This window comes from Salinimicrobium catena, assembly GCF_900102915.1.
Lineage (GTDB): Bacteria > Bacteroidota > Bacteroidia > Flavobacteriales > Flavobacteriaceae > Salinimicrobium > Salinimicrobium catena.
This window is the reverse complement of the sequence record NZ_FNGG01000001.1, coordinates 535,385-548,998: the sequence shown is the minus strand read 5'-3', so window position 1 is coordinate 548,998 and position 13,614 is coordinate 535,385. Positions and strand designations below refer to the sequence as shown.

Annotated in this window: 12 protein-coding genes; 2 read left to right on the top strand and 10 right to left on the bottom strand. The window is 44.3% G+C overall.

What is annotated here, in order from left to right; translation table 11 throughout:
- Positions 1-54 precede the first annotated feature (54 nt).
- Entirely contained in the window at positions 55-2,907 is a 2,853-nt protein-coding gene (locus BLS64_RS02515; RefSeq protein ID WP_093112271.1) for a M16 family metallopeptidase, read from the top strand.
- A 53-nt stretch (positions 2,908-2,960) separates the two neighbouring features.
- Here BLS64_RS02515 and BLS64_RS02510 read toward each other — a convergent pair whose 3' ends face one another.
- The 8 genes from BLS64_RS02510 to BLS64_RS02475 form a co-directional block, all read right to left on the bottom strand.
- Entirely contained in the window at positions 2,961-3,584 is a 624-nt protein-coding gene (locus BLS64_RS02510; protein WP_093111390.1) for a porin family protein, read from the bottom strand.
- Positions 3,585-3,615: 31 nt separating this feature from the next.
- Positions 3,616-4,821, bottom strand: coding sequence for a hypothetical protein (locus BLS64_RS02505; protein WP_093111388.1), 1,206 nt, complete (start codon positions 4,819-4,821; stop codon positions 3,616-3,618).
- Positions 4,808-5,359, bottom strand: a complete 552-nt coding sequence (locus BLS64_RS02500; RefSeq protein WP_093111386.1) for an RNA polymerase sigma factor — start codon at positions 5,357-5,359, stop codon at positions 4,808-4,810. Before BLS64_RS02500 ends, BLS64_RS02505 begins: the two co-directional genes overlap by 14 nt.
- Positions 5,360-5,467: 108 nt before the next feature.
- Entirely contained in the window at positions 5,468-5,866 is a 399-nt protein-coding gene (locus BLS64_RS02495; RefSeq protein ID WP_143019263.1) for a hypothetical protein, read from the bottom strand.
- Positions 5,867-5,950: 84 nt separating this feature from the next.
- Complete coding sequence (locus tag BLS64_RS02490; protein WP_093111382.1) at positions 5,951-6,415, bottom strand: hypothetical protein; 465 nt, start codon at positions 6,413-6,415, stop codon at positions 5,951-5,953.
- Positions 6,416-6,551: 136 nt separating this feature from the next.
- Positions 6,552-7,568 (bottom strand): WD40/YVTN/BNR-like repeat-containing protein, encoded by a 1,017-nt coding sequence (locus BLS64_RS02485; RefSeq protein WP_093111380.1) that lies wholly within the window; start codon positions 7,566-7,568, stop codon positions 6,552-6,554.
- 193 nt (positions 7,569-7,761) lie between these two features.
- Positions 7,762-8,175 (bottom strand): BLUF domain-containing protein, encoded by a 414-nt coding sequence (locus BLS64_RS02480; protein WP_093111378.1) that lies wholly within the window; start codon positions 8,173-8,175, stop codon positions 7,762-7,764.
- 118 nt (positions 8,176-8,293) lie between these two features.
- On the bottom strand, positions 8,294-8,668 hold the full coding sequence (locus tag BLS64_RS02475; protein WP_093111376.1) for a ribosomal maturation YjgA family protein: 375 nt from the start codon (positions 8,666-8,668) through the stop codon (positions 8,294-8,296).
- Between the two features lie 211 nt (positions 8,669-8,879).
- Here BLS64_RS02475 and BLS64_RS02470 point away from each other — a divergent pair, with 211 nt between their 5' ends.
- Positions 8,880-11,348 carry a DUF5916 domain-containing protein gene (locus tag BLS64_RS02470; RefSeq protein WP_143019262.1) on the top strand — a complete coding sequence of 823 codons (2,469 nt, stop codon included), beginning with the start codon at positions 8,880-8,882 and terminating at the stop codon, positions 11,346-11,348.
- Between the two features lie 28 nt (positions 11,349-11,376).
- On the opposite strand, the gene BLS64_RS02465 is transcribed toward BLS64_RS02470, so the two are convergent.
- Both BLS64_RS02465 and BLS64_RS02460 read right to left on the bottom strand, forming a co-directional pair.
- A complete protein-coding gene (locus BLS64_RS02465; protein WP_143019261.1) occupies positions 11,377-11,583 on the bottom strand; it encodes a hypothetical protein in 207 nt (68 codons plus the stop codon).
- A 226-nt stretch (positions 11,584-11,809) separates the two neighbouring features.
- A complete protein-coding gene (locus BLS64_RS02460; RefSeq protein ID WP_093111372.1) occupies positions 11,810-13,381 on the bottom strand; it encodes a hypothetical protein in 1,572 nt (523 codons plus the stop codon).
- Positions 13,382-13,614: the final 233 nt, after the last annotated feature.

The window sequence follows — 13,614 nt, the reverse complement described above, 5'->3', positions numbered from 1 at the left end:
TATTAAGCAATTTTTTAACCACTATTTTTTATGAAAAAAATGAAATTAAACCCAATGGTGCTCTTTTTACCATTGGTGATGTTTGCTTTTATCTCCTGCGACACCCTTACGGGAAAGGAGAAAGATTCGGCCGACCAGGAAGGGCTGTCGATCGACTTTGAAAAATATGAACTGGAGAACGGCCTTAATGTGGTGCTTCATCAGGACAAATCAGATCCAATAGTTTCCGTAGCCATTCAGTACGGCGTGGGTTCTAACCGCGAGAAAAAAGGCCGCACCGGCTTCGCGCACCTTTTTGAGCACATGTTATTCCAGGAATCTGAAAATGTTGGGCAAGACCAGTTCTTCAAAAAGATTCAGGATGCTGGTGGAACACTTAACGGTGGAACCTGGCAGGATGGGACCATCTACTATGAAGTTGTTCCAAAGAACGCTCTGGAAATGGTAATGTGGCTGGAATCTGACCGTATGGGTTACCTCATCAACACGGTAACGGAATCTGCTTTTGCCAATCAGCAGGAGGTAGTGCAAAACGAAAAGCGCCAGCGCGTGGACAACAATCCATACGGCCACACCAACTGGGTGCTTGACAAAAACCTTTATCCTGATGGACATCCGTATAGCTGGCAGGTGATCGGGGAACTGGAAGACCTGCAGAATGCTACTGTAGAAGATGTAAAAGAATTCTATGACAAGTACTACGGACCTAACAACGCTACGCTTGTACTTGCGGGAGATTTCGATAAGGCCGAGGCCAAAAAAATGATCGAAAAATATTTCGGAGAGATCAAAAAGCGCCAGGAAGTAGCACCGCTTGAGGTGCAGATCGTGACTCTTGACGAAACCAAGAGGCTTTACCACGAAGATAACTTCGCAACCGCACCGCAGCTTAACATGGTGTGGCCAACGGTAGAACATTATACAGAGGATGCCTATGCCCTTGATTTCCTCGGAAAGATACTTTCTGACGGAAAAAAGGCTCCCCTTTACAAAGTGCTGGTTGAAGAGAAAAAGGTAACCTCAAAACCATACGCTTTCAACAGTTCAGAACAGATCTCCGGAAAATTCCGCATTCTGGTCACCGCCAATGCGGGAGTAGACCTTGACAGCGTGGAAGCCGGGATCAATGAGGCTTTTGCCTTATTTGAAAAAGAAGGCGTGACCGAAAAAGACATTGAGCGCATCAAAGCAGGGCTGGAAACCGATTTTTACAACGGGGTGAGCAGCGTGCTTGGAAAATCCTTTCAGCTGGCACAGTATGACGTTTTCGCCGGTGACCCGGGATTCATCGAAAAGGATATCGCTAACATTAAGAAGGTCACCAAAGATGATGTGATGCGTGTGTACAAAAAGTACATTCAGGATAAACCTTACGTGATGACCAGTTTTGTCCCGAAGGGGCAGACAGAGCTTATCGCGGAGAATTCTGAAAAAGCCGAGGTGGTTGAAGAAGAGATCACCGAGAATGTGGAAACTGAAGTAACCGAAACAGAGCAGGAAGAGATCAAGAAGACCCCTTCTTCTTTTGACCGGTCTGTTCAGCCTGAGATGGGAACCACACCAAGCCTCAACATCCCCGATTCCTGGACCGTGGAACTGGATAACGGCCTTGAAGTTTATGGAATTGAGCAAACTGAGATTCCGCTGGTCAATTTCAGCATAGTGCTGGAAGGAGGACATTTACTGGACGACCTCAACAAGAACGGGTTAGCCAACCTTATGTCTGATATTTTAATGGAAGGTACGGCCAACAAGACCCCGGAAGAACTGGAGGAGGCCATAGACCTGTTGGGAGCCAACATCAGCATGTATACCACCAACGAATCTATCGTGATACGCGGAAATACTTTGAAGCGTAACTTTGACGAGACCATGGCTTTGGTACAGGAAATGCTCCTGCAGCCACGCTGGGACGAGAAAGAGCTGGAGCGCATCAAGACCAGTACCATCAACAACATCAAAAGAAACCAGGCCAATCCTGACCGTATCGCGAACCAGGTTTACAACAAGGTACTGTATGGTGAAGGGCATCCTTTTGCCTATCCAACTCTTGGAACCGAAGAATCTGTCGCGGCCATTACCATGCAGGACCTAAAGGATTACTATAATTCCTATTTTTCACCTTCAGTGACCCGTTTCCATGTGGTGGGGGATGTTTCTAAGGAGGTTACTCTTGCAGCCATAGAAGGCCTTGAAGAAAACTGGGAAGCCAAAGAAGTAAGTATTCCGGAATTCGAAATACCCAATGAACGCGATAAAGCCTCCCTTTACTTTGTGGATGTGCCGAACGCGAAGCAATCGGTGATCAATATTGGATATATCGCCCTGCCACGTACCAGCGAGGACTTCTTCCCTGCCGAGGTGATGAACTACAAGCTGGGCGGTTCTTTCTCCGGAAACGTGAACCTGATCCTGCGTGAGGAGAAAGGATATACCTACGGGGCACGTTCAGGCTTCAGCGGCTCTAAGATCCCGGGAACTTTCACGGCTTCTTCCAGCGTGCGTACCAACACCACAGGAGAGTCTGTAGGCATCTTCAGAGATGAGATAGCCAAATACAAAGAAGGAATTTCCGAAGAGGATCTTGAGTTCACCAAGAACGCGATGATCAAGTCGAACGCCCGCAGGTTTGAGACTCAGTACTCACTATTGGGAATGTTACAGGAGATGAGCGCTTATGACCTTGACCCGAAATATATCGAGAAAGAAGAAGAGATCATTGGGGCCATGACCCTGGAGCAGCATAAAGAACTGGCCAATAAATATCTTGATGAGTCCAAAATGGCTTACCTGGTGGTTGGAGACGCCGCCACCCAGTTCGAGCAGTTCAAGAAGATGGGCTTTGACGAAGTGAAACTGCTTAACAAGCAGGGAGAAGAAATAGAACTGGAAGATGTGAAAATGTAATTTCCCGCTTCCTTAATTTTAAAAGAACCCGCTGTAAAAGGCGGGTTCTTTTATTAGAACCGGTATCCTATTCCTACCTGATATGTTCTGTTCCTGGCTTTAACAGAACCCTCTCCGAATTCAACAGCATTGGTTACACCCTGTACAAAGGTTGTATACAGGCAGAACCGGGAAGAAAGTTCGTAGTTCAACCCCAAGGCAGCATTCACCTCAAGATCGTTGGTATCATACTGTATTTCTGTGGGATCTATTGGAAGAAAGCTGTAAAGGAACGGGGATGTATGTTCAGCCCCAATTTCTTCGTGAACCAGAAAATTAAGGTAAGTGCCTGCGTTTATAGACAGTTTTGGAACCACCAAAATTTTTATCATTACAGGCAGCTGCAGGTAATCAAGGTCCATCTCAGCCCGTGTTTTCCCCACTTCATTTGAAAATTCAGCTGTACCTCCCTGTGTGGAATAACCTAAACCTGTTTCCAGAGAAAATCTACCGGCCAAAGGAAAACTAACTAATGCCCCCAGATGATACCCGGTATGTCCTTCTTTATTCTGAAATTCATTAGATCGCATTTCAGATAAATTAATACCGCCCTTAATTCCAAATTTTAAATCTTTTTGAGAATAGCCGCTGATAAAAAAGAGCAAAAAAAGGATACTTAGAAAAAAAAATTTCTTCACGTTTCAGTGATTAATAAGTATGTTGAAAAAATTAAAATTGGAACCTGATGCCAGAATATACACCCAGGATATAGGGCCTCAGGTTCGTATCATGAGTATAAGTGTTCCACTGGTATTTAAACATGGGCTCCAGGTTCCATTCCATTCCCCGGAAAAGATCATAACTCAGTCCCACGCCCAGGTTAGTACTGAAACTAAGTCCACGGAGATTTCCTGCCTTGCCTTCTTCATATGAACCACCTGAACCCTCAAGCGACATACTGTTTTCCTGCAGCCAGAAGCTGCTCATCCCGCCTATCAGATTCAATCCGAGTTTACCTTCTATTATCTGGAATTCCATCTCCACAGGAATCTCCACATATGCCATTTCCTGTTCAAGACTAGCCTGTTCCCAGCGGGGCAGATTTCCTGTCCTCCCGACAAATCCGTAATCTACCGCCGAATCATAATTTAATTCTTGGGAACGGTACTGGAGATCCAGTTTCCCATAACCTGTTCGCAACCTGATCTTATCTGAGATGCGATATTCCAGGTTCATTCCATAGGTCATGGTAAGGCCGCTTCCGCCAGGAGAATTTCCATTTGACCCCATCTGGTCAGCATAAATGGCACCGGCCTTAGGGCTGATACTGAACCGGCTCACTTTTTCGGGCTCCGGTTCCTTCTCCTTTTTTTCTTCGGAAAATGCCAAGAGCAATGCTTCTTTAGCCTCAAAAATGCTTTCCGGCATATTCTTTTCATGCGGAAAGGTTTTCCAAAGACCACCCTGCGAACTGCTGATAGTTGCCTCCTTCAGCATGACCGACCCCTGCCGTAGTTTCGAAACCGTAATTATGGTCTCAAGAGAGTTTGGTGTTTGACTTGAAAATTCGTTTTCCTCTACCTTTTCAGAAACCACCACCCCGGACATTTTTTCCTGTGGCAGATTTTTCTCTGTCTCCCTAAGTATGGTTTCTTCCTGAAGCTTATCTATCTCTGCTGGTTTTTCAGTTTCAGGGCTAACAACAAAAGGTTCTGAAGGAACCGAATTCGTCCGGTCAAAGTTTAACAAGAAAATAAAAGCCAAAGCAGCTGCCACTCCACCAAGGGATATCCACAATGGCACTACTCTCCTTTTTTGTCCCTTCTCCGGGGGAAGGGCAGCCGAGATAGCGTCCCAGCACTCCTTTGGGGGTTCGAGGCGGGCATCTTCAAACCGCTCCCTGTATAGTTCGCCTATTTTCTTACTTTTCGACATAAACAGGTTTGAGGTTTTTAGTTCGGTGATCTTCTATTTTTTCTTTGAGCTTTATACGGGCTCTGGCCAGGTTGGATTTTGAGGTTCCTTCAGTGATATTCAGCATTTCAGCGATCTCTTTATGGGAATATCCGTCCAGGCTGTACAGGTTGAATACAAGCCTGTAACGTTCCGGCAGTTCCTGCACCAGGTCAATAAGCACGTTCAGGGAAAGCAGTTCCTCGTCATCTTCTATTTCGGGCTCTTCCACCCACTCTTCCTCAATGCTAAGAAAGACAGAGCGGTTCTGATATTTTTTCAAGGCAGTGTTGATCATGATACGGGTCATCCAGCCTTCAAAAGTCCCTTTTCCGCGAAACTGGGCTATGTTCTGAAAGATCTTTATGAACCCATCCTGCAGGATATCTTTAGCTTCTTCATAGTTGCCGGCATATTTAAGACACAGTACGAACAGCTTATCGGCATATTCGCGATAAAGCTTTTCCTGAGCTTCCCTGTCCTGTTTTCGACATTGTGAAATGAGCTTCTTCAGTCTCACCGGGCAAATCTTTGGGTCATGATTATTCTGTTTTCGAAGAATCTCCTGTTGGCGGTTGGAATAATTTTCAAAAACCTGGGACTCAATTCAAATTGTTCTTTATTGAAATTAGGGATTTGCGATTAATTTAAGCACCTGATCGGTTTGTTCCACTATCTTAAATTCAAATACTTTTTCTGAATCTGAATTATATATGTTAATGATCTTCATTTCCTCGTCATACTCCCAGGTTCCGCTTGTCATATAATGAGCATCATTTGCGGCTAATACGCTATACTCAACTTCATTATTAACATCGAAATAAAAAATCTGCCTGTACCAGCTTGGTGGAAAATCATCGACATTGCCAGTTCTGTAAACCTCAATTTCCTCTGATGTTTTTTCTTCAAATGATTCAATCCACTGTACATTCATAAATGATGTCTGGATCAATTCCTCGTCTTTATCACACCCTAACCAGAATAGGTTTAAAACAAAGATAAGTGGTAAAAAAAATAGCTTTCTCACAGATACGGTTTTAAAATTATAATATGTTGTCTATTGTTGCTTCTATATGGCCGCCAACATATTTTTGACATCCTGTCTACTCCTTTATTCATCCAGTTTTTCATACTCCACGGCACCAAGGCAACTTGAATTTTCCGGGCATTCAGGGTAAAGGGTAAACCGTGAGCCTGACTGGAACTCATAATTAAAGCCATAGCTTATATTTTCCTCCTTCTTTATAAGGTCTTCCTGCTGTTGATATTCAGATAGATCTTCAGCCACATAGAACTCCTTCCTGTTTAAGGTAAGCCTGTTATCTATTGCAGAGTAGGTGCCTGTAGCATAGGTCCAGTAACCGAGAACTTCTAAGGTTTCACTGTCGAGTTCCAGGGAGGCTTCCTTATAAGTCCCGTCGGCTTTAAAATCAAACCTGTGGGCAGAGGTACTGGAACTCTTTAATCCAAAATAAGCCATCCAGCTTCCCGTGAAGCGATGGTCATCCTGAACAGAATCTTTAGAACAGGAGATCCCTAAGATAAGGGTACTTAAGATCAGTAATTTTCGCTTCATAAAAAGATGTTTTTAGATGCCCTCTTTCTTAAATGACCTGCAGAAAGAAGATGGCTGCGTACCGGGAAATGGTTTCTAAAAATTGAGATTTCGTATTTATTTACCAGGAAAAATGACAAATCCATAGGGAGAAGTATTAAATGTTGATTTCGACGGGGATTTCATTTTTTTGAACGGTGATGATCCCCAGTTTTTGAACCCCATCCACCACATCGCTGAATAAGGCAAAACCCGTGGAAGGTTCTATAAAATCAGGACTGGTTATCCTTATAAAATCTTTCATAAGGAAAATATCCCAGTTTTCCCCTGAATCGTCACTCAAGAAGTAAGCTGCATGTCCGAAGTCGCTATTGGCAAAATTATGACCAACACCCACCAGGGAATTTTCATCCATTACACTTATTCCCAGTATATATGCTGGCATTTCAAATTCCTTAGAAGTCGAAAGATCGGTTTTTATCAAGTTCTGCCCCTCTATAAAGTAAAGATCGTTATATAAGTTAATATGGTAGAGGTGTGATTTCGTACCAATATTAACGAATTCCCAGTTTTGCCCCAGGTCGCTACTTTTGTAAAGAGCGCCATCAAGGCCGGTCAACAGGAATTCCCCATCCCTGTTTTCAGTAATATCTGTGTAAACATTGAATTTTAACGGAATTTTGGTCCAGGATGCACCTCCGTCTTCTGTTCTCAGCACAACATCCTGCCCTATGACGAACCCCAATTCAGGCTGTGAAAAATACACTTTTGAAGGTTCCCCTCCCGCCGGAAGAAGGATCTCTTCAAAGGTCTGCCCTCCATCTTCGGTCTTAATAAGCGTGTAATTGACTCCCTCCTTTTCCAAAACAAAAGCTGTGTTTTCTGATATTACCTGCAGATGCAAAAGAGCGTCGCCGGCGTTATATAGTTCTGTCCAGGCCTTTCCCCCGTTTTCGGTCTTCCAGATCGCTCCTGTTTCTTCAATTCCATAACCGGACTGTTTATTATGAAAATCGATCTTTGAAAAATTTGTTTCCAGGACGTAAAAATCAAATGAGACGGTGTATTCATTGTTTCCAGTAATAACCGGTTCTTCTTCAGGAGAGCAAGCTGTAAGAAAAGAAAAAAGGATAAACAGCAGGGACAACTTGTTGAGGTGCATGTAAGAGTTCATAAAAATAAATTTGGACGGCTTCTTAGATTCATTTTACAGCCGGTCTTTATTTATATGACCAGGAAAATGAAAAAGGTTGCGTAGGGAGGAATATTTTTTTGAAAAAGCCATGAGTGATGGCAAAAGGATTTGGCTGAAGGAAGTTTGAAAACAGGATTAAATAAAGCGGTAGTGGACAAGTGAAAAAGAAGAATCACAGGACCTGTGTATCAATAAAGGATTGGAGCATGGTCTTTATCTGCTGCTGAGTTTCTGGGTCCATTCCTTTTACAGATTCGCAATATTCGCTAATGATTTTTGGTCGGGAAAAATTTCCTTCTTTAAGATGTTCCACCCTGTAATCATCAAAAGATCCTCTGGTAATATCTTTACCCATTATCTGGATGATCCCGGTATGACGAGAGTCTGTTGTTATGGAATTGAATAATTCCATAACAGTGGTCTTTTCTCCTTCCAATACCTGGAAAAAGTGCCCCTGCGAATACAGCAGGAGGCCTTTAATGTTCAGTCTGTTGTTCTTCTCTTTCCATTTATTGAGCAGCTCCCGGATCCCAGTTTCGGTAAAATCTTTTGTAGCGGTGCTTATGTAACAAATTGCGTGCTGCATAAATGGTGGATCTGTCTTATATACTCAAATAAGTTAATAAGACATTTTCTAAGTGAGTGCCAAGATTTTATTAATTGTCAATGCTGAACTGATCGAAACAGAAGCATCGAATTGAGAATCATGAATTTGGTTTTTTTATATTTTCAAACCCGAAGATCAGAATGGCGCCAACAGAATACAACAGCAGGTCAAGCCATTCAAAATGGCTCCCCAGCACCGCCACGGCCACTGCATTATTTTCCAGTTCCAGGCGCCTGATGAGTTCTAGGTACTGCAAACCTTCAATGAAAAAAGCGAACAGAAGCACCCCGAAAACGGCTTTTTTGACCGGTATTCTAAAAAAAATTCTTATCAGGCAATACAGGAAGATCACCACCAGGAGGTCGCCTCCATACGGCCTGATGAAACTATCTCTTACATACATGGCGATGAACACCAGCGATAGGAACAGCAAAAGAGCAATGAAAAAATAGGTTTTTTGAAACCGCAGCATAAGGAGCCAATAATTGGCGGAAAGATAGGAAAACAAACCGCTTATTAAGATGTTCAGTTGGATTGAATTTCCTTCGGCCCTCCGCAGAAGATTTCCTGATCTGGGAGAAAACTTTCCCCTGTTATTTAGATTCCATTCGAATTAATTGCAAAAAAATGCGCTAAAACTGAAACAACTTTGTTTTTTTGTAGTCTTTACCATAAAATCGTCAATGAAATCCATTTTTTCAGTTCTTTTCCTGTTCTTAGGCTTTACGGGTCTTGCGCAGGAACAAGACAGCATTCCGCGGAAACAGATCCATATAAAGCGAATTCAGGAATCTCCGAAGATCGATGGGAAATTGAACGATGCAGCCTGGCAAGATGCCGCAATCGCCAACAATTTTGTGGAGCGCTTACCCAATAACGGCAGACCTATCCCGGACAGTCTGTCCACCACCGTGAAAATAGTATATGATGATTTGGGGATCTATTTTGGGGCAGAGATGCTCGACCCGAATCCTTCAGAAATAAGGAAAGAGCTTACCGAGCGTGATGGAATAGGCAATGACGATTTCTTTTTTATTTTGCTCAATGGGTATAATGACCGACAGCAGAGCATGCAATTCATAGTCACAGCCGCCGGGGTGCAGTATGACGCCAAGATGACCAATGGCTCTGAGGACTCTTCCTGGAATGCCATCTGGTACAGCGATATTGAGATCAATGGCCGTGGGTGGACGGCCGAAGTCTTTATTCCGTATTCTGAGCTGAGATTTCCGGAAAAACCCGTGCAGGAGTGGGGCCTGCAGATGGAAAGGGAATTTAAGCGCGCAGGTACCCGCTACAGCTGGAGCCCGATAAATACCGCTAAAGGCTCCTACTCTATTTACGACGGGGAGATCCACGGGATCAAAAACATTGAAACCCCTACCCGACTTTCGATACAGCCGTACATCTCTGCTTACCTGAACAATTACGACGGAGAGACCGCTACCACCGTTAATGGGGGAATGGACTTGAAATATGGCATAAATGACGCTTTTACGCTGGATATGATCCTGGTGCCCGATTTTGGGCAGACCAAATTTGATGAATCTGTTTTGAACCTTTCAGCCTTTGAGGTGCAGTATGATGAGCAGCGGCCCTTCTTCACCGAAGGCACCGAATTGTTCACCAAAGGGAACCTCTTCTATTCCCGAAGGGTTGGCGGGGCTCCTTTCGGAAGCGTAACACTTTCCGAAGAAGAAGAGATGTTGAATTTTCCTTCTTCCGTAGATCTTATCAACGCTTTTAAGGTTTCGGGGCGCACCGATGGCGGTCTGGGAGTGGGTTTTTTTAACGCCATTACAGAAAAGACGTATGTAACGGTGAGAAACACCACAACCGAAGAAACCCGCAGGGAACTTATTGAGCCGTTCACCAATTATAACATCCTGGTGCTGGACCAACGCTATGGCGACAATTCATCTGTATCACTGGTCAATACGAACACCACCCGGGAAGGGCATTTCAGGGACGCGAATGCCACCGGGCTTTACCTCAACCACACCAACAAGAACAACACCTACAGATATTTTACAGGGCTGGAGGGCAGCTGGGTGATGGAAGATGATACCAAAGCAGGACTGGAGGCGGCGGCCGGGCTTTCGAAGATAAGCGGCAAGAACCGGGCAGACCTTAATTTCCAGTTGCGCACAAAAGATTACGACATCAATGACCTGGGCTATTCCAGCGCCACAAATTATGTACGGTACCAGGGACTTTACCAGCGCAGGCTTTTACAGCCGAAGGGCTTTCTCAACAACATGTACCTCAATTTTGTGGCGGTGCACGAGCGTCGCCTCGAACCGGATCTTCACAGCAAGCTGATCCTGAACTTTAACTCCAGCTTCACCACCAAAGATTTTTTCAATTTTGGCGGTGGTTTTGAGACCACTCCCATTGGCACCAACGATATTTATGAACCCCGGGTGGACGGGCTTTATTTTAAAATTCCTGCATACTACGACCAATGGTTGTGGTTCAATACAGATTTTAGAAAGAAACTGGTGGTGCAGGCCGTAGCCGACTGGTACAAATATGACGAACGCGGCCGCGGAGACCTCATTTTTGATTTTGGGCCGCGATACCGTTTTTCGGACAAGTTCAAGATGAACTTATCGACCAATGTTCGATTATCTGATAAGGAAGAAGGGTTTGTAAAATTCCTGGAAGACAACATCCTGTTCGGGCAGCGGGATCGTAATACCATTATCAATTCCCTCGGCGCGAATTATATCTTCAACAACAAGATGGGCTTGAACCTGGCCTTCAGGCATTATTATTCCGAAGTTTTTTATACCGAATTCTATACCCTGCAGGACGACGGGGAACTAAGTTATTACGGTCCCCGAAACAATGATTTCAACACCACCTACAACAGCTGGAATGTTGACCTGCGCTTTTCCTGGTGGTTTGCCCCGGGCAGCCAGATGACGCTGCTCTACCGCAATGGCACCGACAGCTACCTGGGTTATTCCCACATCAACTTTAGAGACAACTTCAGGAACCTTTTTGAACAGCCGCAGGTGAACAGTCTTTCCCTACGCATCTCCTATTACCTGGATTATAACCGCGTAAAAAGCTGGTTCAGATCTTCGGAAAATCCCGCGGGGGAAATGAACGGAACGAGTTACCTGGATTCAAAAAAGAGGTTTTAGAAAGGTTTTCGGAAAGCTCTACTGGGATCTATGCCCGTTCCTGTAGGCAGGCAACCCGAAAATCTCTTTGGAGTTTCTCTTTTGCTTCTGAAAGACTCCTGGTTTTTGCTCTTTTCCTCACCTGATAGGCAGGATGCGTTTCAGAAAAGATCTTGTAGTACAATTTTTTCTTTTCGGTCTTGTTCAGTCTTTTGATCTTAGGCTGTAGTAGTTCATAAATGTCTTCTGCGCTCATAACTTTTTCTTTTTCAAGGGGAAAATACAGGAAAAACAATATTCACGAATAGAATTTTAGATTGCTTAACAGGGTTCTTCAGGAAATTTTAAGAAGAGGTTGAACCTTTTGAGGAACATGAGATTAAAAGAAAATACTGCTGAAAAATTTATTGAAATAAAAAAGCGGAAGCTCTTTTCGAACTTCCGCTTCTACTGTAGAATTTACAGTATTTACAATATATGAATTAGTTTTCACACACCTCCGCATGTACAATGATATGAGGTGCATCACCCACTGTGAAGGTATCAGTGCCCAGGTCAAATTGTCCCGGCGCGTCACTTTCAGGCCAGTCAGCTCCAACGTAGATATGAGATTCATTCAGGCTTACCCCTTCGTTAAGCTCAATATCCACCTCGAGTTCATTTCCGTCTAAAGTAAGCACGATATAACCGGCTTCCCAGCCTTTGGAAACATCATTTTGTCCGGCTCCGGCGTAGAATGGCAATCTCCACACACCGTCACCTTCGTAATATTCATCATCAAAGGCATCTTCATCCAGAACAAGACCCCAGCCCCAGTTAGCGTTATCATACAAACCAAGGTCGTCAAGCTCATTATCTCCATACATGTAGGCGGTGTCACAGTTTTCTGCTACTTCGTCCCCATCATTGTCATCTCCGTCGTTATCATCACCGTCACTGTCTCCGTCATTATCGTTCCCGTCGTTGTCATTGTCGTCGCCATCGTTGTCTCCGTCTCCGGAACCATCCTCACAGGCGTTTCCTACTCCGTCCCCGTCGGCATCTTCCTGCCCCGGGTTATAGGTTTCAGGACAGTTGTCCTCCTCATCGGCTACTCCGTCATCGTCTGCGTCATCTGCAGGCACTTCTCCGTCACAACCAAATCTCAGGTGCTCATAGTCCACATTGCTGTCACCGTCAAAGTTAGCTTCGATCTCGTTTCTGCTAAGGCTTCCTGTGATCGTCATGTTTTCGGGAGCATCATACACGCCTTCAGAATCAAGGAGAGTTACGGTATAGTCGATGTATTCTTCATCATCTGCATACTCAGAAAGATCCGGAAGTGCAAAACAAATAGGATCTGCATAGTTATCGCCGTATTCGTTCACGCCAACATTGTTAATGTTCTCTTCGGCTTCATAGATCACCTCACCGTCAACAGAAAATTCTACAGAATATCTCGCAGGGAAGTGTCTTCCGCTTGGGGCGCAGTAATTTGCGAAAAAGCAGAATTCCATCGCTTTTGTGGTATTGAATTCAAAGAACTGGTACCCGTATTGATTGACATCCCTGTCGTCATAACAAAGAACGGAAACATCAACATACTTCTTCACTCCGGCACCAAGATCGATGTTCAGCGGAAGCGGCGCGTCAACGAATTTCTCAAGTACTCCTCCCTTTGGCGCGATCCAGATTAAATTCCCTTCTGCATCATAGGTGGCAAAATGTTCCAGGGTGTACTGTCCCGGTTCCAGCTCTAAAGCCTCATCTTCTTTGGTGAACACCTGGCCGGAAGCAAGATCGACCCTGTACGGCTCGTCCTCCCCAATTACATATTCATCACCCTTCATCAATACGACTTCTACGTATGCGGGAGAATCTTCTGAACAGGTGGGAAGGTCACCCACGTCAGATTGTTTGTCGGCAGATTTGTTGGCCATATCGGCAACAATGGCTCCAAAGGAAAGAGTTGCTTTCTCCTCGGTAGCTATTGTGTCGGACTCATCCTTACTACAGGATGTAAAAACCAGCGCAAAGGCGGCCAGAAATGCTAGGTAAATTTGGAATTTTCTCATAGGTTTTGTGTTTAAATTAGAATGGTTAATGAATAAGGCATCAACATTCAAGGTGAGCTTTTAACCCTCATAAGACACCTGCTTTTGTACCGGACAAATATAGGGGAGAGCAGTGTTAAGAAGTCTTAATATGGTGTCATATTAATCTGGCACACAGAAAGTTAAATCATCATATTTCCTACATTTTACCTTAAGCTTAACTGTAGAAAAGGCCTTAACAACCCTCTTTAAGT

Bases quoted from the DNA above. Each gene is read 5' to 3' on its own strand.
- BLS64_RS02490 (WP_093111382.1), bottom strand. From the start codon at position 6,415: ATGAAGCGAAAATTACTGATCTTAAGTACCCTTATCTTAGGGATCTCC.
- BLS64_RS02470 (WP_143019262.1), top strand. From the start codon at position 8,880: ATGAAATCCATTTTTTCAGTTCTTTTCCTGTTCTTAGGCTTTACGGGT.
- BLS64_RS02485 (WP_093111380.1), bottom strand. From the start codon at position 7,568: ATGAACTCTTACATGCACCTCAACAAGTTGTCCCTGCTGTTTATCCTT.
- BLS64_RS02515 (WP_093112271.1), top strand. From the start codon at position 55: ATGGTGCTCTTTTTACCATTGGTGATGTTTGCTTTTATCTCCTGCGAC.
- BLS64_RS02465 (WP_143019261.1), bottom strand. From the start codon at position 11,583: ATGAGCGCAGAAGACATTTATGAACTACTACAGCCTAAGATCAAAAGA.
- BLS64_RS02460 (WP_093111372.1), bottom strand. From the start codon at position 13,381: ATGAGAAAATTCCAAATTTACCTAGCATTTCTGGCCGCCTTTGCGCTG.
- BLS64_RS02475 (WP_093111376.1), bottom strand. From the start codon at position 8,668: ATGCTGCGGTTTCAAAAAACCTATTTTTTCATTGCTCTTTTGCTGTTC.
- BLS64_RS02505 (WP_093111388.1), bottom strand. From the start codon at position 4,821: ATGTCGAAAAGTAAGAAAATAGGCGAACTATACAGGGAGCGGTTTGAA.
- BLS64_RS02480 (WP_093111378.1), bottom strand. From the start codon at position 8,175: ATGCAGCACGCAATTTGTTACATAAGCACCGCTACAAAAGATTTTACC.